Below are 19,539 nucleotides of genomic sequence, written 5' to 3'. Positions count from 1 at the left end.
GGACCACCCTCTCCTCAGAGGGGGACCGCCATCGCGCTGAACGGGGGCCGGCTCCTGCGGTGACGTGAAGCGGGCGTTGGCCGGCGTCGAAGACGCCGGGGGGCCGGACCCGGTCACCTTTCAGAGAGCGGGAGGGCGGGGGCCCCGCCGGGCCGGCCTTCCATGAACAGGGGCGGCAGGGGCAGGCGCACCTGGAACAGCTCTGCGAACGCTCGGCACCACGCTGTCCGCTTCCCGAAGTTCCCCGCGCGGCCCCGCCGCAGCCGCCTGAGAAGATGGCCCCATGCCGCCCCCGGAAGCATCGCCCCAGCGCGGCGCCATCGGCGTGCGCGACGTGGCCGCGCTCGCGCGGGTGTCGCCCACCACGGTGTCCAACGTGCTCTCGGGCAACCGTCCCGTCAGCGCCGCCACCCGCGAGCGTGTGCACTGGGCGATCGACCAGCTCGGTTACCGCCCCAACCTCTCCGCCCGCAACCTGCGGCTGCGCCGCGCCGGTCTGATCGCCGTCGCCGTACCCGAGATCGACATCCCGTACTTCGCCGAGCTGACGCGGCACGTCGTGCAGGCCGCCCGCGAGAGCGGCTACACCGTGCTCATCGACCAGACCGAGGGCCGGCTCGAAGCCGAGCGCTTCGTGCTCAGCGGCATGAACCCGGGCATGGTCGACGGCGTGCTCTTCAGCCCTCTGGGCATCGAGCGGCACGAGTTCGACAACCGCCGCGGCAGCACCCCGCTGGTGCTCCTCGGCGAGCGGATCACCGGTACCGGCGTCGACCACGTGGCGATCGACAACGTCGCCGCCGCGGCCGACGCCACCGCGTACCTGCTGGGCCGGGGCCGCCGCCGCGTCGCCGCGCTCGGGCACCAGGAGCCGCGCGGCGGCGGCACGGCGCCGCGGCGCACGGAAGGCTATCGCCGGGCGTTGCAGGCCGCGGGCGTGCCCTACGACCCGGCGCTCGTCGTCCACACGCCCTCGTACCACCGCCGCGACGGGGCCCTGGCGATGGCGGCGGCCCTGGACCGCGGCGCCCGTCCCGACGCGGTGTTCTGCTACACCGACCTCCTCGCCCTCGGCGCGATCCACACGCTGCACGAGCGGGGGCTGCGGGTGCCGGAGGACGTGGCGGTGATCGGCGTCGACGACATCGACGACGGCCGGTACAGCAACCCGACGCTGACGACGATCGCGCCGGACAAGGCGGAGATCGCGCGGACGGCGCTGGGGCTGCTGCTGGACCGGATCGCGGACGGGGGGCGGGCGGCGCGGCAGGTGGTGGCGGCGCACAGGCTGGAGGTCAGGAGGAGCGCGTGAGGGAGCACAGCGGCGGGCGCGTACGCACCCGGCGTACGCGCCCCTCCGCACACCGGCGGCTCTACGCCCCCGCGCCGCCCTCCTCCTCGTAGGCCGCCGCCCGGAGTTGCGCGGCCCGCACCCGCTCCACGTCGAGCTTCACCGACCGGTCGAACCGGTAGATCCCGTTCTGTTCCTGGAAGACGTCCGTCAACTGCGTGTAGCAGTACCCGAACATGTCCGGATCCCCCAGCAGCACCCCCGTCAGCCCGGCGAACCGCTCGTGGAACGCCTCCTCGTCGCGCGGTCGCTGCCCGTACCCCCACGAGACCAGCCGGTCCTCCCCCGCGGAGGCCGCTTCCTCGGGGTTCCACCAGATGCCGCCGAACTCGCTGCAGAAGTAGGGCTGCCCGCCGTAGGGCTGCGACCAGGTCTGCCCGGACAAGTCGTCCTGCGGGTTGACGAAGGGAGTGCCCGCACGCAGTCCGGCCATCAGCTCGCCGAAGACCTTCGGATCCTGCTCGTAGCAGTGCGAGTCGTAGACGTCGGTCTCCGGTACGCGGTGGGCGTAGCCGGAGGCGTCGAGAACGGGCCGGGAGGTGTCGGCGGCCTTGGTGGCGAGGAACATCGCACGGGTGACGTCGTCCAGGACGCTCTGCCGGTCGGTCAGCTCCTGCCGGGTCTCGTTGAGCGGGCACCAGCCGATGAGGGCGGGGTGGGAGTAGTCGCGTTCGACGGCCTCCAGCCACTGGGCCACGAAACCGGCGGTGGGCTGCTGGTTGTCGGGCCCGACGGGGCCCGTGTTGGCGCCCCAGTCGCCGAACTCACCCCAGACCAGGTAGCCGAGGCGGTCGGCGTGGTGCAGGAAGCGCTCCTCGAAGACCTTCTGGTGCAGCCGGGCGCCGTTGAAGCCGGCGGCCAGGGAGAGTTCGATGTCGCGGACGAGGGCGGCGTCGTCGGGGGCGGTCATCAGGCCGTCGGGGTACCAGCCCTGGTCGAGCACCAGGCGCTGGAAGACGGGCTTGCCGTTGATCAGGATCCGCTTCCCGTCGATCGTCACCGCGCGCAGGCCGGCGGTGCACACCGCACGGTCGATCACGGTGTCGTCGGGACCGGTCAGTTCCAGCGTCAGTTCGTACAGATGCGGGTCCTCGGGCGACCAGGCGCGGCGCCGGTCGCCCGGTACGGGCAGCACCAGGCGCGGCGCGAGATCGAAGTCCGCGGCGACGGCGGTCTCGACGACGATGCCGTGGGCGTCGCGCAGTTCGGCGCGGACGCGGTGGCCGGTGCGGCTGCCGGCGAGCGGGACCTCGACGTGGAAGGAGCCGGCGGCCAGGTCGGGGGTGATGCGGGGCCGCTGGAAGTGGGTGTCCGCGACGGGCTCCAGCCAGACGGTCTGCCAGATGCCGGTGGTACGGGTGTAGACGCAGGCGTGGTTGGCGTACTCGGTCGACTGCTTTCCGCGCGCCTGCGGCCCGTGCGCGGAATCCCGCGCCCGCACGACGACGACGGCCTCCTCCCCGGCCCGTACGACATCGCCGAGATCGGCGCTGAACGGGGTGAACCCCCCGCTGTGCCGGACGACTTCCCGCCCGTTGACCCACACGGTCGCATCGTGGTCGACGGCCCCGAAGTGCAGCAGAATCCGCCGCCCGGCCCACTCGCCGGGTATCCGCACGGTGCGGCGGTACCAGACGGCGTGGTGGAAGTCGGTGTCCCCGATCCCGGACAGCTCAGATTCGGGGCAGAAGGGTACGACGATCCGGTCGGGCAACTCGGAGCCGACGAGCCCGCGCTCGAACCCGCTGTCACCGGGATCGCGGGCGAACTGCCAGGTGCCGTTGAGGTTGAGCCACTCCGCCCGGGCGAAGCCGGGCCGGGGGTACTCGGGCCGGGGAGTCCCCGCGGGGGCGGAGGGTACGTACGCATCGGGCATGGCGAAGGTTCTCCTGGGGGAGGACGTCAGGTCGGACAGGGTGCGTCCCTGCCATCACAGCATCAAGATGCAACGTTGTAAACCACTCCCCGACCTGACTGGCACAGGCGGGATGCAACGTTAAACGGCGAATCCGGAGCGCTCGGCCCGGCTCCGGGACGCCCGGACACGGCAGGACCCGGCACTCACCCCCTGCCGGCGCCGGCCGAGCGCAGCCCGGTCAGACCCGGAGGCGGCCGGTGAACGGCACGCAGTACACACCCGCCAAGCGCGTCCCTGCCTGCCCGGGCGGTGACACCGCCCGCTACGCACAGGCGCGCAAGCGGCTCGCCGCCCGTGCGTCACGTCCCTCCGTGCGGTCGGCTCGTACGCCGGGTGACGGCCGCCTTGTGCGGCGGAAGCACCACTTGGCCCACGTCGCCCACGACCGTGACCCGGCCGCCGTCGCCGGGATCGGGATCGGGCACGAGCGATTCCGGGTCGACGAGGAAGACCTCCTGGCCGTCCAGCGTGAGCCGGCGCACGATCTCCAGCAGCATGCGCCGTGCCACGTCATCGACCGCAGAGACCCTCGTGAGGTCCAGAACCACCCCGGCTTCCGGCGGCGCGGTGGCCACGGTCTCCCGGACGATCCTCTCGGCCCCGGCGAAGCCGATCCCCCCTTGCAGTGCGAGGACCCGGATCGCACGCGGCCCGCTGCCGACGACGTCGTTGGACCGCACGACCGCGCGCCCGGCGGGCGGGACCTCCATCACATGCAGACCCATGTCGGAGGAGAATCGTTCGAACAGGGACACCCCGCGCACACTGTTCCCGTGGGAGTCCAGCCGGGGCGAGAACGTGGCGATGCCGATCTGGCCGGGGAGCGCCCCGATCAGTCCCCCGGCCACGCCGCTCTTCGCCGGAATGCCGACTTGCGTCGCCCAGTCACCGGCCGCGTCGTACATTCCGCAGGTGGACATGACGCTCAGCACCTGACGCACGACCTGCTCGTGCAGCACTCGCTCCCCCGAGACGGGGTTCACCCCGCGGTTGGCCAGTGTCGCGGCCATCATGGCCAGATCGCGCGCCGTGACGAGCACGGAGCACTGGCGGGTGTAGCCGTCCACGACGGCCCTCGGGTCCTCGGTGAGGATGCCGTAACTGCGGAGCATGTGCGCGATGGCGAGGTTGCGGTGCGCGTGCTCCATCTCCGACGCGCACACCGCCTCGTCGATCTTCAGCCGGCGGCCGGCGAACGCCGAAAGGCCGCGGACCACCCGCTCCACGCGCTCCGCCGGATCCGTCTCCACCGCCCCGGCCAGCGCGTGGGCGGTGATCGCACCTGCGTTGATCATGGGATTGAGGGGGCGCCCGGTATCGCTTTCCAGGGAGATCCGGTTGAACGCCTCACCCGACGGCTCGACTCCGACTTTGGCCAGCACGGCGTCGAAGCCGCGGTCGGCCAGGGCCAGCCCGTACGTGAACGGCTTGGAGATCGACTGGATCGTGAACTCGGTGTCGACGTCGCCGGCACCGTAGACCTCGCCGTCGACGGTGGTGAAGACCGCGCCGAGACGCTCGGGGTCCGCCGCCGCGAGTTCGGGGATGTAGCCCGCCGGCTCTCCGGACGTGTCCGGCTCGACGTCTCCGAGCGCCTCGGTCAGGTAGTCGGGAATCATCGACCGCATGCGTCCACCTTCCTCACGATCGGCGGTTCATGGGTGCTCCGGCACCGTGGCCGGAGCGGGGACGCCGGTGAGAGCGCGCAGCCGGCCGACGCCGACGTTGGCGCCGAAGGCGGGGGTGCCGGGCTCCAGCCGGGCGCCCGCGGCGAGGTCGCCGAGGGGAAGCGGATCGAATCCGAGCGTCCCGATCAGCTCCGACACGACGGCGACGTCCCCGGGCGAGTCACCGGCGAGCGCGATCGCCTTGCGCCCTGGGGTCCCGGCGGGGCGGGCCTCGTCCTCCAGGTCGTGGTAACCCATGTGGTTGAGGGCTTTGACGACTCGCGCACCCGTCAGAAACCGTTGCACGGCCTCGCTCGAGGAGATGCCGGACGGGACGACCGTGTCCCGGGGACCGTCGACCTCCCACCAGTGGTTCATCGCGTCGATGACGAGCTTCCCCGCCAGCTCGGAGACCGGGAGGTTGCGGTGTTTGCCGAGCGGGAGGGCGAGGATCACCGCGTCGGCGGTGCCCGAGACCCGGGACGGCCACGCGGCGGTCGCGCCGGGGGTGAGGATCTCGGTGGTCAGCGCGATCTTCGCGGGGTCTCCGGATCCGGAGACCAGGACCCGGTAGCCGGCCGCGACCGCCAGGCGCGCCAGGACGGTGCCGGCCTTCCCCGCCCCCAGGATGCCGACGGTGGTGACGGGGGCGGTCATCGTGTCGTCCCCGCCGTGGCCGCGGGCTGTTCGGCCAGAAGCTCGCGGACCCGGGGGATGACCCGGGTGCCGTACAGCTCGACCGAACGCAGCCGGGCGGTGGCCGAGACGGTGCCGGCGGCCGAATAGATCATGTCGAACCGGCCCGCGTCGATCGCCCGGACCGCCCGGGCGATCTTGTTCGCGACGGTCTCGGCCGAGCCGACGTACAGCGATCCGTGTGCCACCTCGGCCTCGAACTCCTCCCGGCTGATCGGCTGCCAGCCGCGCTGCGCCCCGATCCGGTCGCGGGTCTCCTTGAACCCGGGGTAGAACAGCTCTTTCGCCTCGGCGTCGGTGTCCGCGACGAACCCCGGCGAGTGCATCCCGACCGGCTGTGCGGTGGTGCCGAGCTGCTCGCTCGCCCGCCGGTACAGATCGGCGTAGGAAGCGAATCTGTCGGGTGCGCCGCCGATGATGGCGAGCATGAGCCGGAACCCGTAGCGGGCGGTGCGGATCACGGACTGCGGTGACCCGCCGACCCCGACCCAGGTATCGAGACGTCCCGACTCGGTCTTGGGGTACACATCGGCCTCGTGCAGGGGGGCACGGGTGGTGCCCTCCCAGGTGACCGGCGTTTCGTCCAGAAGCCGGTGGAACAGGTCGATCTTCTCCTCGAAGAGCACCTCGTAGTCCTTCAGGTCGTACCCGAACAGCGGGAACGACTCGGTGAACGACCCCCGTCCGAGGATCACCTCGGCGCGACCGCCGGAGAGCGCGTCGACGGTGGCGAACCGCTGGAACACCCGCACCGGGTCGTCCGAGGACAGCACCGTCACCCCCGAGGCGAGCCGGATGCGCTCGGTGGCCGTCGCGATGCCGGCCAGAACCGTCTCGGGGCTGGAGATCGCGTACTCCGGCCGGTGGTGCTCACCCAGCGCGACCACGTCGATACCGGTCTGATCGGCCAGCACCGCCTCGGCCACGGCGGCGCGGATCGCCTGCGCGTACGAGACGATCTCCCCACGGTCGTCACGGGGCCGGTCCCCGAAGCTGTCGATACCGAACTCGATCTGCGAAGCATCCATCGTCAACCCATCAGAGTCATGTCGTCGTGTCCGTGTGTGTGCAGGCGCGAGGCCGGATCGGGGCGGGTCAGGCGGGCCGGTCCGGGGCCGGCTGACCGCACACCCCCGCGTGGTCGCAGTACGGCTGCAGGCGGCTCTGCCCGCAGCCACACAGAACGGCCCTGGTCTCCGCGCGCGGGCCTGCCGCCGTCTCGATCTCCAACTCGCCGCGCGCGATCAACTGCCCGACAACGTTGCGCGTGATCTGCGTGGGCCGGTCCGCGGTCTCCGCCTCTCCGTCCGCGAGTGCGTACCGCAGCGCGCCCGAGGGACAACGCCGCACCACTGCGGCGAGCTGCTCGGCCTCGGCACCGTCCGGCCGGATCCACGGACGCTCACCCGGGTCGAAAACCTCCGGCAGCCCGTTGACGCATGCGGCGGCGTGCAGACAGCGCCCGGCTTCGAAGGTCACGGTGATCGCCTTGCCCTCGTACGCCTTCTTTCCGGTTCCCTTGCTCATACCGCCTCCCTCGCTGCCGTGCCCGGTGTTCAGTCGCTGACCCTGCTGCGGGACTGATACAGCAGGTCCTGGTATTCGGGGTGCCGGATGATCCACCCCGCGAAGAACGGGCAGGTGGCCAGCACCCGCAGACGCGCGGCACGCGCCTCGTCGAGGGCGGTGCGCACCAGCGCCGACCCGACCCCTCTGCCCGCGTACTCCGGCGGGACCTCGGTGTGCACGAAGGCGACGAGTTCCGGGGTACGGATGTAGTCCGCGAAGCCCGCAACCCGGGACTCTCCGTCGACCCTCGCCTCGTACCGGCGGGCGTCCGGAACGTCACTCACTTCCACCGACATGTGTCCTCCATTCGCCTGACGCGTGGGCCTTGTCCCACGGCGGTCGGCGCCGGGCCGTACCCGGCACGGGCGGGAGCCGGGACGGCAGCCATGTCAGGCTCCGCTCCGGCGGGGGCGGTGGCCGGGAGCTGCGTCTCCCGGGCACAGGCCGCGCCGCGGACCCCGCCGTACGGCGCCCGGACCCCGGCGGCACCCGCTCCGGTCTTACCGCGGGCCCGGCCCCGCTGCCACTCGCCCGTCACGGCCGGCAGGCGACCGGAACCACGCTCTCCCTCCCGGAGCTTCGCGCCATTTGGTTGACGCATCACCTACACTAACCGGGTAGTCGTTGAAACGTCAACTAGAGCCCGCTGCGCGAGCGGGGCGCCCCCCACGGGCCGGTTCGGAACCGGTCCCACCCGGGGGATGGATGAGCTGTCGGCGATCTCGTTACGCTCAGTTCATGGACGCAACGCCGCGCTGGCTGACCTCCGAGCAGGGGGCGGCCTGGGACAGCTTCATCCGCATGCAGGAGAAGCTCATCGGACGGCTTTCCCGCCGGCTCCAGGCCGACTCCGGGATGTCCGCCTCCGACTACATCGTGCTGGTCAGACTCACCGAAACCCGCGACGGACGACTGCGTTTCATGGACCTGGTGAAGCGGGTGGAATGGGAGAAGAGCCGGATGTCCCACCAGGTCGGGCGGATGGCGAAACGCGGACTGGTGGCCAAGGAGGAATGCCCCGACGACGGACGCGGAGCGTTCATCGTCGCCACCCCGGCCGGCTACAAGGCGATCGAGGACGCCGCGCCCGTCCACGTCGAACACGTCCGCCGGCTCTTCATCAGCGCCCTCACCCAGGAAGAACTCGACACCCTCGCCCGCATCTCGGACCGCGTCCTCGCACACATGGAGAAGCAGCCCGACTGACGCGGGCCGCCACGGCCAGGCGAAGGGCCCCGAAACGCAGAGATCCCGCCCGATCACGGGGATCGGCGGGATCTCGTCGACCGGGCTTGAGCCGACTCAGGAACGGTCCTGGAGGTGAAGTGGACCTGTGGGGATTTGAACCCCAGACCCCCTCGATGCGAACGAGGTGCGCTACCGGACTGCGCTACAGGCCCTCACAACGGAAGGAACCTTAGCATCCCGGATCGCCGCCCAGGAAATCGGTTCTCGTCGTCCGGGCAGCGCGCTACTCGTTGGCGGCGCGGGGGCGGGGCGGGTCGGCGTACTGGTCGAACAGGGGGGTGCGGTTGGTGGGGCGGGGGCGGCGGGACAGGGGGTCCGTCTCCGGGTCCGGGGTGGTCTTCGCGGGGTCCGCGGGCGGGGTTTCCGGCGGTGGCTCGTGGGGCTCCGCGGCGCTGGAGCGGGCCGAGCTCCAGGTGTCCGGGGCGTCGAAGTCCAGGCCCCGGGTGGCGCGGGGGGCCACCGGGGCCGTGACGTACGTGGGCAGCGGGACGGGGACGGGGTCCCAGCCGGCGTCCGCGGGGCGGTCGCGCTCGCGCTGCTGGTCGACCCACTCCGCGTGGTCGGTCTGCTCCACCAGCGCCCGGCGGTCCGCCTCGTAGGCCGCCGCCGGGGCGTCGAACGGGGCCGTGGCCGACGGGTCGCCGGCGTCGGCGCCGTCGCCTTCCCCGGCTCCGTCGCCGCGGCCGTCGCCGGCGTTGCCGTACGTCCGGCGCGGCCCGGCTTCGCGGTCCTCGCGCAGCCGGCGGGCCGCCGCCTCGCCGCGGGCCTGGTCGGCGGTGAACGTGCGGCGGCGGCGCTCCTGGGTGCGTACGCGGACGACGTACGCCGTGAGCAGCAGAACCGGGACCACGACGGCCCACAGGAAGCGCGGGCCGCCCACCGACGCCGCGACGGCGCCCGCCGTCAGCGCCACGAACAGCAGCGTCAGCGTGCGCCTCCGGCGCGCCAGCACCCGCGCCCGCGCCCGGCGTTCGGGGGTGGACTGGAGCTGCTGGTTGCGCGCGGGGGCGGGGCTCTCCTCCCGGGCGTGCGGGCCAGCGGGTGCGCCCGCCTGGGCGTCCGTACGCCCCGCCGGAGCCGCCTCCGGCTCCTCGTCCGCCCTCGCCGACACACCCTGACGTGCCACCGGCGCCGCCGGGGTCTCCGTGCGGGTACCGCGCCGGTGCGGGGCGGCGGCGCGGGGGTCGGTCACGGGCACGGCAGCGGCCCGGACGTCCACCACGCCGGGTGCGGCGGGTGCGGCGTCCGGGCGCTCGTCGTCGTCTCCGGCGTCCTCCCCGGAGTCCGGGTCCGGGCCGGAACCCGTGCCGGAGTCGGAGCCGTCCCGGTCCTGGGCACGGTCCGCCCCGCCGCCCCGTCCGGTCAGCAGCCGGATGGCGGTGCTGAAGCGTTCCGTCGGACGGGCTTCGTTCAGCTCGTCCTGCCTACGGAGCCACATCGGCACCAGGTAGGCGGCCCAGGCCCCGACGATCATTGCGTAGATGAGGCCGCTGCTGCTCACGCCTTACACGGTAGAGGCCGCGGCGACAGCGCATGGGCCAATTGGCTCGGTGTGTCGCACCATCTGGCTGATATCTCGACCTTTTCTTCTGACTTTTTACGGCTACGCTATCGAATATTTGTCTTATTTCTCCGAGTGGCGCAGCCCCCGCCACCGGTTGAGGAGCCCCTCCGGCACTTCCTCGGCGGTGAGCACGAACACCTGATGGTCGCGCCAGGCCCCGTCGATGTGCAGGTAGCGCGGGCGCACGCCTTCCTCGCGAAAGCCCAGCTTTTCCACCACACGGCGGCTCGGCATGTTCTCCGGCCGGATGCAGACCTCGATGCGGTGCAGCCCGACTGTCCGGAAACAGTGGTCCACGGCCAGCGCCACGGACGTCGGCATCACACCGCGGCCCGCGTAATCCCGGTCGATCCAGTAACCGACGTGCCCGGAACGCATCGAGCCCCACGTGATACCCGCGACCGTCAACTGTCCGCACAGCGTGCCCTCGTATTCGATGACGAAGGGCAGCATCCGGCCCGCGTTCGCCTCGCTGCGCAGGTGCCGGACCATCTGCCGGAATGTGGGGCGGCGGGTGTGCGGGGTGCCGGGCGGCGGGGGCGGGACGGTCGCCTCCCAGGGGCGCAGCCAGTCGCGGTTGCGCTTGTTGATCTCCCGCCAGGCGCGCTGGTCGCGCGCGCGGATGGGGCGGAGGGTCACGGGACCCTCCGTCAGCACCGCGGGCCAGGACGCGCTCAGGGGGCACCGCCCGGGCGTCCGGGCCGGCCGTCCGCCGGCCCCGGGCCGTCGTCGGCGCGCGCGTGGTCGCCGCCGTGCACCTGCTCGACCGCGTGCGGCAGCAGCCGCGCCAGCACCGCGAGCCCGTCGCGTACGCCGCCGGACGAGCCCGGGAGGTTCACGATGACCGTACGGTCCGCGACCCCCGCAAGGCCGCGGGAGAGAGCCGCCGTGGGCACCTTCGCGTAGCCGTACGCCCGGATCGCCTCCGGTACGCCCGGCAGGTGGCGGTCCAGTACCCGGGCGGTCATCTCCGGGGTGCGGTCGGTCGGCGAGACGCCCGTGCCGCCGGTGGTCAGGACCACGTCGTAGCCCGCGGCGACCGCCTCCCGCAGCACCGCCTCCACCGGCTCGCCGTCCGGCACCACCGTCGGGCCGTCCGCGGCGAAGCCCATCTCCGTCAGACCCGCGACGAGCAGCGGGCCGCCGGTGTCCGCGTACACCCCCGCCGCCGCGCGGTTGGAGACCGTGACCGCCAGGGCCCTCACGACCGGCTCCAGTCGCCGGACTTGCCGCCGGTCTTCGTCTCGACGCGTACGTCGGTGATGACGGCCGCCTTGTCGACGGCCTTGACCATGTCGACCACCGTGAGCGCCGCCACCGACACCGCGGTCAGCGCCTCCATCTCCACTCCCGTACGGTCCGTGGTGCGCACGGTCGCCGCGATCTCCACCGCGTCGTCGGCGACACCGAGGTCGACGGTGACGCCGGAGAGGGCGAGCGGGTGGCAGAGGGGGATCAGGTCGGGGGTGCGTTTGGCGCCCATGATGCCGGCGAGCCGGGCGGTGGCCAGGGCGTCGCCCTTGGGCAGCGTCTCGCCCGGGGCGGTACCGCGGAGCAGTTCGACGACGCGCGGCGAGACCAGGACGCGCCCGGAGGCGCGGGCGGTGCGTGCCGTGACGTCCTTGGCGGAGACGTCGACCATGCGGGCGGCGCCCGTGTCGTCGAGGTGGGTCAGGCGGCTTGGCTGGCTCATGGCGTCAGGAGCTCCCGGGGTGAATTCGCGCGGAGCCACCGTACCTCCACGGCCTGCCGTTCGGCTCCGCGCGTTTCCCGCCCCGGCGTATGCGGCCGGCCCGCCCCTCAGTCCAGGAGTACGACGTCCACGTCCGAACCCGGCGCCACCTCCGTGGTCTCCTCCGGTACGACGACGAGCGCGTTCGCGCGGGCCAGCGCCGCGATGAGGTGCGACCCGGCGCCGCCCACGGGGGTGACCGCCCCGGCGGCGGAGTCCAGGCCGCCGTCGGTCCGCCCGTGCTCGTACCAGCCGCGGAGGAACTGCCGGCGGCCCGCCGGCGAGGTCAGCGGCTCGTCGCCGGCCAGCCTGGCCCGTACCACCGGGCGGTGCACCGGCTCCACGCCCATCAGCCTGCGGATCACGGGCCGGACGAACATCTCGAAGGAGATGTACGCACTCACCGGGTTGCCCGGGAGCGCGAAGAGGGGGGTGCGGTCGGCGCCGATACGGCCGAAGCCCTGCGGCTTGCCCGGCTGCATCGCCAGCCGCCGGAACTCCACGCCGCCGCCCGCCTCGCCGTCCAGCTCGGCCAGCGCCTCCTTCACCACGTCGTACGCCCCGACGCTGACGCCGCCGCTGGTGACCAGCGCGTCCGCGCGGATGAGCTGGTCCTCGACGGTCGCGCGCAGCGTCTCGGCGTCGTCGGCGACGGCACCCACGCGATAGGCGATGGCGCCCGCGTCGCGGGCGGCGGCGGTCAGCGCATAGCTGTTGGAGTCATGGATACGTCCCGGGGTGAGCTGCTCGCCCGGGGGCACCAGTTCGCTGCCGGTGGACAGCACGACGACCCGCGGGCGCGGGCGGACCCGCACCGAGCCGCGCCCGATGGCGGCGAGCAGCCCGGTCTGCGCGGGGCCGAGCCGGGTGCCGGCGCGCAGCACGAGGTCGCCGGCGAGGACGTCGCTGCCGCGGGTGCGGACATGCCGGCCGGTGCCGGCGGGCGCGTAGATCCGCACCTCGCCGCCGGCGCCGGCGGGCGACTCGCTGTGCGGGCGCATGGCGTCGACCCGGCCGCGGCCCGTACCGCCGTCGGTCCACTCCACCGGGACGACGGCCTGCGTGCCGGGCGGCAGCGGCGCACCGGTCATGATGCGGGCGGCCTCACCCGGGCCGACGTGCGGCAAGTCGCCGCCGCCGCCCGCCGGTACGTCGCCGATGACGCGCAGGACGGCGGGGAACTCATCGCTCGCGTCCTCGACGTCGACGGTGCGCACCGCGTAGCCGTCCATGGAGCTGTTGTCGAACGGCGGGAGGGCGACGGCCGCGGTGACGTCCTCCACGAGGACGCAGCCCTGGGCGTCGAGGAGCTGCATCTCCAGCGGCTCCAGCGGGCGGATCTGCCGCAGTATGTCGTCGAGGTGCTCCTCGACGGACCAGAGTCCGGAGGACCTGCGCGCGGTGCGGCTCTCCTGTGCCGCGGCGCCGGTCTCCTCGGCCCCGGCCTCCGGCAGGCGTTCCGCACCGCCGGTCTCCGGCTCCTGCTCCCCCGTCTCCGTCGCCTTCACGACCTCGCTCAATCCGCCATCTCCTCGGCGACGTACTTCCGCAGCCACGCGCGCAGGTCGGCGCCGAGGTCCTCGCGCTCGCACGCGAGGCGGACGATCGCCCGGAGGTAGTCGCCGCGGTCGCCCGTGTCGTACCTCCGGCCCTTGAACACCACGCCGTGCACCGGGCCGCCGAGCGCCTCGTCCGCCGCCAGCCGCTGCAGCGCGTCGGTGAGCTGGATCTCGTTCCCGCGGCCGGGCTCCGTCGTGCGCAACACGCCGAAGATCGCGGGATCGAGGACATAGCGGCCGATGACCGCGTAGTTGCTGGGGGCGTCGGCGGCGGCGGGCTTCTCCACGAGGTTCGTGACGCGCACGACGTCGCTGTCCGCCGTGGTCTCCACGGCCGCGCAGCCGTACAGGTGGATCTGCTCGGGGTCGACCTCCATCAGCGCGATGACGCTGCCCCCGTGCTCGGCCTGGGCGCGCACCATGCGGGCCAGCAGCGGATCGCGCGGGTCGATGAGGTCGTCGCCGAGGAGGACGGCGAACGGCTGGTCGCCGACGTGCTCGGCGGCGCACAGCACCGCGTGCCCGAGGCCGCGGGGGTCGCCCTGGCGGACGTAGTGGATGTTCGCCAGGTCGTTGGACTCCGCAACCTTGGCCAGGCGCGCCTCGTCACCCTTCTTCCGCAGAGCCTCCTCCAGCTCGTGGTTGCGGTCGAAGTGGTCTTCGAGCGGCCGCTTGTTCCGCCCGGTAATCATGAGGACGTCGTCCAGACCGGCCGAGACGGCCTCCTCGACGACGTACTGGATCGCGGGCTTGTCGACCACGGGCAGCATCTCTTTCGGCGTCGCCTTGGTCGCCGGCAGGAAGCGGGTGCCGAGACCGGCGGCCGGGATGACAGCCTTGGTGATCCGAGTACGCGAAGAATCCATGTTCAGCACCATAAGGGTAGGTACGGACAAGTGGGCAGCGACCAGGCCGGAAAAGCGGCGTTGCGCCGCACCCTACTCGCGGCGCGGGCGGCCGTACCGCGGGACGAGACCGAGGCGGCGGGGCGGCGGCTGGCCCGCCGTGCGCTGGAGCTGCCGGAGCTGGCGGAGGCGCGGACCGTGGCGGCGTACGTGTCGGTGGGGCGCGAGCCGGGCACCCGCGAGCTGCTGGAGGAACTGCGGGCGCGGGGCACGGTGGTGCTGCTGCCGGTGCTGCTGGCGGACGACGATCTGGACTGGGCGCGGTACGGCGGTCCGGAGGCGCTGCGGGCCGCCGGGCGCGGACTGCTGGAGCCGGCCGGACCGTGTCTGGGGCCGGAGGCGGTACGCACGGCGGAGGCGGTGCTGCTGCCGGGGCTGGCCGTCGACGGGCGGGGGCTGCGGCTGGGGCGCGGCGGCGGGTCGTACGACCGGGTGCTCGCGCGGCTGGCGGACGGCGGGGGCGGAGCCGGGCCCGCCCTCGTCGTGCTCCTCTACGACGGCGAAGTGCTCGACCGCGTACCCGCCGAGCCCCACGACCGCCCCGTGACCGCCGCCGTCACGCCCTCCGCGGTGCACCGCTTCCCGCGGCCGTAGCCGCACAGCCACCCGGCCCGTACACCTCACGGCGACAGCGTCATCGTGTCCTTCGCGGCCTCCTGCACCGCCTTGGCCGAGAACGGCCACTCGTACAGCTCGCCCTTGGCCCACGCCGTCGTCTGGTCCGTGTAGTTCGGGTGGAAGGCGTGCCCGGAGGCGCCGGAGAGGTTGACCCAGCCGGAGGCGTCGAGGTCCGCCAGGTCCACCACCATCCGCATCGACGGAACCCACAGCACGTCGTATCCGCCCGCCGCGTTCCAGCCGGTGGCGTTGACGGCCGCCTCGCCGCCGCTGAGGTTCCACGGGCCGCGGTTGAGCAGCCACTGCACGACGCCCGGTCCCTCGGTGCCCAGCGTCTGGTTGCGCAGCATCAGTTGGTGCAGCCGGCCCCAGGACCAGGTGTCGATGTCCTTGCCCAGCTCGGCGGTCAGCTCCCAGCGGGCGTCGTTCATGGCGTGCTCGAACACTTCGTCGCGGTTCTCGTCGAGGGGCTCGCCGTCGCTGCCGGTGGTCTTCCACCAGCGGTTGTCCTCGTCCTTGAGGATGCTCCGGACGACCTCGAACCACCGGTCGCCGCCGTCCGGCTGGGCCGCGTCCGCGTCGCGCTCGCCGCACTCGCGCACGGTGGCCGGACCGTCGGGGTCGGCCGCGGGGTTGGCGGGCGGCACGTGCAGGCACTCACCCTCCGGGCGCAGCTCCTTGGGCATCTTGTCGCCGAAGGAGAGCTTGAGGATGCTGCGGAAGACCGCGTTGAAGTACGCGGCGGCGGAGGAGTCGGTGTCCTGGCTGTAGTCCCAGTCCTTCAGCAGGTCCTGGGCCTCGCGCACCATCGGGTCGTCGATCTCGATGTCCAGCAGCAGCGGGGTGAGGAGTTCGGCGATCTCGCTGTGGTTGTCGAGCTGCAGGGTGCGCATGTCGTCGGGGGAGATCTTCCCGCCGTCCTTGGTCTTCTCCTCGATGAGGTCCGCAATGCGCTTGCTGCGGGCGCCGTAGCCGGGGTCGGTGGTCAGCAGGTACGGGTAGGCGTTCTCGTCGACGACGGCCTGGTTGGCGGTGACGACGTAGCCGCGGTCGGGGTTGAGCTCCCACGGCAGATCGTCGAACGGGATGTAGCCGTCCCAGGCGTACGCCGGGTCCCAGCCGGGCGCCGGCAGGCTGCCGTCGCCGCTGCCGCGCCGCGGGATCTTGCCGGGCGCCTGGTAGCCGATGTTGCCCTCGGTGTCGGCGTAGACGAGGTTCTGCGAGGGCACGGCGAAGTCGCGGGCGGCGTCGCGGAACTCCTCGAAGTCCGCCGCCTTGTTGATGCCGAAGACGGCGTCCATGGTGCTGGACGGCTCCAGGGCGGTCCAGCGCAGCGAGACGGCGTAGCCGTCGCCGCGGTCGGGCGCGGAGTTGCCCACGGGGGCTTCCTTGCCCACCTCTGCCAGCTCGTCGCTGCGGTCCGAGATCACGGGTCCGTTGCGCGTGGTGCGTACGGTGATGCGTTTGTCGTCGCCCCCCGCGACCTTGATCAGCTCCTCGCGGGTGCCGAACTCGCGTGTCCTGCCGTCGTACAGATAGCCGTCGTCCTCGACCTTCTCCAGATACAGGTCGGCGACGTCGGCGCCCAGGTTGGTCAGCCCCCAGGAGATGTCGGCGTTGTGGCCTATGACCACGCCCGGCATGCCGGAGAAGGTGAAGCCGCTGACCTCGTAGGGGCAGTCGTCGCTGACCCTGGTGCACTGCAGGCCCATCTGGTACCAGACGGAGGGGAGCTGCGCGGACAGGTGCGGGTCGTTGGCGAGCAGCGGCTTCTCGGTGGTGGTCAGATCGCCGGAGACCACCCAGGAGTTGGAGCCGATGCCGCTGCCGCTGGGGCCGAGGAGTGCGGGGATGTCGTCCATGGTCTTCGCCAGCGAGCCCATCTGGCCGCTGAGGCCCGCGGAGGCGGCACCGTAGGTGTTCTGCGCCCCCTGCACGCCCTGCGCCCCGCCGGCGCTCTTCGGTATGAAGCCGTCGGTGCTCGCGGAGCCGCCCTCCACGATGGGCTTGTTGCGCTTGTACGGGTACGGCGGGTACAGGTCGGCGATCTCGTCCTCGTCGAAGCGCTGGGAGAGCAGCGAGCGGTCGATCTCGTCCTCGACGTTCGCCCGCAGGTCCCAGGCCATCGCCTTCAGCCAGGCGACGGAGTCGACGGGGGTCCACTTCTCCGGCTCGTAGTCGTTGACGAACCCCAGGGCGGCGTACTCCACGGACAGGCTGGAGCCGCTGTGGTCCGCGAGGTAGGCGTTGACCCCGTCGGCGTAGGCCAGCAGGTACTTCTTGGTCTCGGCGGAGAGCTTGTCGTCGTACTCCTTCTGCGCCACCTGCCGCCAGCCCAGCGTGCGCAGGAACTCGTCGGTCTCGACCTGGTCCTTGCCGAACATCTCCGAGAGCCGGCCCGACGTCATGTGGCGGCGGACGTCCATCTCCCAGAAGCGGTCCTGCGCGTGCACGAAGCCCTGCGCCCTGAAGAGGTCCTCGGCGGTGTCCCCGTAGAGCGTCGGTACCCCGCGGGCGTCGCGCTTGACCGTGACCGGCGAGACCAGACCGGGCAGTTTGAGCGATCCGGTGGTCTGGGGGAAGGAGTCGCGCACCGTGCTGACGGTCCAGAACGCGGCGGCGCCGACGCCCAGAACCAGCACGGCGGCGAGCCCGATCGCGACGTAGATGAGGCGGCGCCTCTTGCCTGCCGTGCGGCCGTTCTCGTTGACGGGCATGCCTGTCCTTCTGGAGCCAGCGGAGCACTTGCTGGAGCAACCTTAGGCGGCCGGTCAAGAGGCCCCGTACGGCCCCTTGGCTGTCCCGGAAGCGGCAGGCGGACGGACACTCAAGGTAAAATCTCCGTCAAGGAAGAAAAGACGAGAGGGAGAAAGCTGTCAGTCGAGGAACTCAACAAGCTCGCGCTCATCGCCGCCCTGGTTCTGCTGGTCGCGGTCGCGGCGGTCCGGCTCGCGTCCCGGAGCGGTCTGCCGAGCCTCCTGCTGTACATGGGCATCGGCGTCCTCGTCGGCGAGGACGGCCTGTTCGGCTACAACTTCGACGACGCCGAACTCACCCAGGTCCTCGGTTACGCAGCACTCGCCCTGATCCTCGCCGAGGGCGGCCTCGGCACGAAGTGGAGTGAGATCAAACCCGCGCTGCCCTCCGCGGCCGTGCTGTCCACCGTGGGCGTCGCGATCAGCGTCGGCGTGACGGCGGCGGGCGCGCACTATCTGGTCGGCCTGGAGTGGAAGGTGGCGCTCATCATGGGTGCCGTCGTCTCCTCCACCGACGCCGCCGCGGTCTTCTCCGTGCTGCGCAGGGTGCCGCTGCCCAAGCGGATCACGGGCGTGATGGAGGCCGAGTCCGGGTTCAACGACGCGCCCGTGGTCATCCTGGTCGTCGCCTTCTCCGCCTCCGGGCCCATCGAGTCCTGGTACATCCTCCTGGGCGAGATCCTGCTGCAGCTTGCCATCGGGGCGGCGCTCGGGCTGACCATCGGCTGGCTGGGCGCCCTGGCGCTGCGGCACGTGGCGCTGCCGGCCTCCGGTCTCTACCCGATCGCGGTGATGTCCCTCACCATCGTCGCGTACGCCGTGGGCTCCCTGGCGCACGGCAGCGGCTTCCTCGCGGTCTATCTGGCGGGAATGGTCCTCGGCAACGCGAAGTTGCCGCACTGGTCGGCCACCCGCGGCTTCGCCGACGGGGTGGGCTGGCTCGCGCAGATCGGGATGTTCGTCCTGCTCGGGCTGCTGGTGACGCCGCACGAACTGGGCCAGGACATCCTGCCCGCGGTGATCATCGGGCTGGTGCTGACCACGGTGGCCCGGCCGACCTCGGTGATCGTGGGCCTGCTGCCGTTCCGGACTCCCTGGCGGGAACAGGCGCTGATGTCGTGGGCCGGGCTGCGCGGCGCGGTGCCGATCATCCTGGCGACCATCCCGATGGTGAACGACGTCCCCGACTCCGGCCGCATCTTCAACATGGTCTTCGTGCTCGTCATCGTCTACACGGTGGTACAGGGGCCGACGCTACCGCTGGTGGCGCGGCTGCTGCGGCTCGGGGACCGTGACGGGGCGTTCGACCTGGGCATCGAGTCGGCGCCGCTGGAACGGGTGCGGGGGCACCTGCTGTCGCTGTCGGTGCCGGAGCGCTCCCGGATGCACGGGGTGGAGGTCGGCGAGCTGCGGCTGCCCCCGGGTGCGGCGGTGACGCTGGTCGTCCGGGACGGGACCAGCTTCGTGCCGTCGCCCACGGACATCCTGCGGCGGGGGGACGAGCTGCTGGTGGTGACGACGGACGAGGTGCGCGACGCGGCGGAGCAGCGGCTGCGGGACGTGGGCCGGGGCGGCAAGCTGGCGCGGTGGCTGGCGCCGGGCGACCGGGAGGCGGGGTAGGCCGGAGTCCGCGGCCACCGGGCTCCGGCCGCGGGGTTCGGTAGGGTCGCGGGGGAATCGCAGGAACATGTCTCTGTCTGATGCAGGGCCGGCGCGCCCGGCGGGCGCGTACAGCGGACGGTCCTCGGTGCGTTCCGGCGGACTCGCTCGCCGCCCGGTCCCGGGCGGGGCGGGCCGCGCCTGAACGGCGCGGTCGGCGCACCACCAGGCAGCAGGAAGGACCGGGCCGTGTCGCGCCCGCCTCAGCCTCCGCCTTCGGGATCTCCCTCCGATTCGCCCCCGGATCCGGCCTCCGGTGCGTCCGGCATGCCCGGTGCGCCCCCGGATCCGGCCTCC

The 19,539-nt window shown here is 72.4% G+C and carries 17 protein-coding genes and 1 tRNA gene; 4 read left to right on the top strand and 14 right to left on the bottom strand.

From position 1 onward, the window contains the following. Nucleotides 1–283 precede the first annotated feature (283 nt). Nucleotides 284–1,312 (top strand): LacI family DNA-binding transcriptional regulator, encoded by a 1,029-nt coding sequence (locus tag I003_RS0106135; RefSeq protein ID WP_051368111.1) that lies wholly within the window; start codon nt 284–286, stop codon nt 1,310–1,312. Nucleotides 1,313–1,373: 61 nt separating this feature from the next. Here I003_RS0106135 and I003_RS0106130 read toward each other — a convergent pair whose 3' ends face one another. From I003_RS0106130 to I003_RS0106105, 6 genes are all read right to left on the bottom strand, one after another. Further along, nucleotides 1,374–3,227, bottom strand: a complete 1,854-nt coding sequence (locus I003_RS0106130) for a sugar-binding domain-containing protein (RefSeq protein ID WP_027770705.1) — start codon at nt 3,225–3,227, stop codon at nt 1,374–1,376. Nucleotides 3,228–3,568: 341 nt separating this feature from the next. Beyond that, the gene (locus I003_RS0106125; protein WP_027770704.1) at nt 3,569–4,897 is read right to left on the bottom strand and encodes a glutaminase; all 1,329 of its coding nucleotides are present in this window, start codon (nt 4,895–4,897) and stop codon (nt 3,569–3,571) included. A 27-nt stretch (nt 4,898–4,924) separates the two neighbouring features. Beyond that, nucleotides 4,925–5,593: an NAD(P)-binding domain-containing protein gene (locus tag I003_RS0106120; protein WP_027770703.1), complete on the bottom strand. Its 669-nt coding sequence runs from the start codon at nt 5,591–5,593 to the stop codon at nt 4,925–4,927. After that, nucleotides 5,590–6,660, bottom strand: coding sequence for an LLM class flavin-dependent oxidoreductase (locus I003_RS0106115; RefSeq protein WP_027770702.1), 1,071 nt, complete (start codon nt 6,658–6,660; stop codon nt 5,590–5,592). The genes I003_RS0106120 and I003_RS0106115 overlap by 4 nt, the downstream gene beginning before the upstream one ends. Nucleotides 6,661–6,727: 67 nt before the next feature. After that, a complete protein-coding gene (locus I003_RS0106110) occupies nt 6,728–7,159 on the bottom strand; it encodes a (4Fe-4S)-binding protein (protein ID WP_027770701.1) in 432 nt (143 codons plus the stop codon). A gap of 29 nt (nt 7,160–7,188) precedes the next feature. Beyond that, complete coding sequence (locus tag I003_RS0106105) at nt 7,189–7,497, bottom strand: GNAT family N-acetyltransferase (protein WP_027770700.1); 309 nt, start codon at nt 7,495–7,497, stop codon at nt 7,189–7,191. 442 nt (nt 7,498–7,939) lie between these two features. On the opposite strand from I003_RS0106105, the gene I003_RS0106100 reads away from it, so the two are divergent. After that, a complete protein-coding gene (locus tag I003_RS0106100; protein WP_027770699.1) occupies nt 7,940–8,407 on the top strand; it encodes a MarR family transcriptional regulator in 468 nt (155 codons plus the stop codon). 120 nt (nt 8,408–8,527) lie between these two features. On the opposite strand, the gene I003_RS0106095 is transcribed toward I003_RS0106100, so the two are convergent. The 7 genes from I003_RS0106095 to galU form a co-directional block, all read right to left on the bottom strand. After that, a tRNA-Ala gene (locus tag I003_RS0106095) sits at nt 8,528–8,601 on the bottom strand. 71 nt (nt 8,602–8,672) lie between these two features. After that, on the bottom strand, nt 8,673–9,950 hold the full coding sequence (locus tag I003_RS0106090; protein WP_027770698.1) for a gephyrin-like molybdotransferase receptor GlpR: 1,278 nt from the start codon (nt 9,948–9,950) through the stop codon (nt 8,673–8,675). A 123-nt stretch (nt 9,951–10,073) separates the two neighbouring features. Continuing rightward, a complete protein-coding gene (locus I003_RS0106085) occupies nt 10,074–10,652 on the bottom strand; it encodes a GNAT family N-acetyltransferase (RefSeq protein ID WP_027770697.1) in 579 nt (192 codons plus the stop codon). Between the two features lie 35 nt (nt 10,653–10,687). After that, the gene (locus tag I003_RS31580) at nt 10,688–11,218 is read right to left on the bottom strand and encodes a MogA/MoaB family molybdenum cofactor biosynthesis protein (RefSeq protein ID WP_051368110.1); all 531 of its coding nucleotides are present in this window, start codon (nt 11,216–11,218) and stop codon (nt 10,688–10,690) included. Beyond that, nucleotides 11,215–11,706, bottom strand: a complete 492-nt coding sequence (gene moaC / locus I003_RS0106075; protein WP_027770696.1) for a cyclic pyranopterin monophosphate synthase MoaC — start codon at nt 11,704–11,706, stop codon at nt 11,215–11,217. The genes I003_RS31580 and moaC overlap by 4 nt, the downstream gene beginning before the upstream one ends. A gap of 107 nt (nt 11,707–11,813) precedes the next feature. Beyond that, entirely contained in the window at nt 11,814–13,265 is a 1,452-nt protein-coding gene (gene glp / locus I003_RS0106070; protein WP_027770695.1) for a molybdotransferase-like divisome protein Glp, read from the bottom strand. Beyond that, nucleotides 13,262–14,170, bottom strand: coding sequence for a UTP--glucose-1-phosphate uridylyltransferase GalU (galU, locus tag I003_RS0106065; protein WP_027770694.1), 909 nt, complete (start codon nt 14,168–14,170; stop codon nt 13,262–13,264). The genes glp and galU overlap by 4 nt, the downstream gene beginning before the upstream one ends. 30 nt (nt 14,171–14,200) lie before the next feature. On the opposite strand from galU, the gene I003_RS0106060 reads away from it, so the two are divergent. Continuing rightward, nucleotides 14,201–14,803: a 5-formyltetrahydrofolate cyclo-ligase gene (locus tag I003_RS0106060; protein WP_027770693.1), complete on the top strand. Its 603-nt coding sequence runs from the start codon at nt 14,201–14,203 to the stop codon at nt 14,801–14,803. Nucleotides 14,804–14,829: 26 nt separating this feature from the next. Here I003_RS0106060 and I003_RS0106055 read toward each other — a convergent pair whose 3' ends face one another. Beyond that, nucleotides 14,830–17,544, bottom strand: coding sequence for a penicillin acylase family protein (locus tag I003_RS0106055; protein WP_027770692.1), 2,715 nt, complete (start codon nt 17,542–17,544; stop codon nt 14,830–14,832). A 156-nt stretch (nt 17,545–17,700) separates the two neighbouring features. Here I003_RS0106055 and I003_RS0106050 point away from each other — a divergent pair, with 156 nt between their 5' ends. Further along, complete coding sequence (locus tag I003_RS0106050) at nt 17,701–19,203, top strand: potassium/proton antiporter (RefSeq protein WP_027770720.1); 1,503 nt, start codon at nt 17,701–17,703, stop codon at nt 19,201–19,203. Nucleotides 19,204–19,539: the final 336 nt, after the last annotated feature.

The organism is Streptomyces sp. CNQ329 (genome assembly GCF_000482585.1).
Note: the sequence above shows the minus strand (reverse complement) of the source record. Positions and strands in the feature narration are given on the sequence as shown.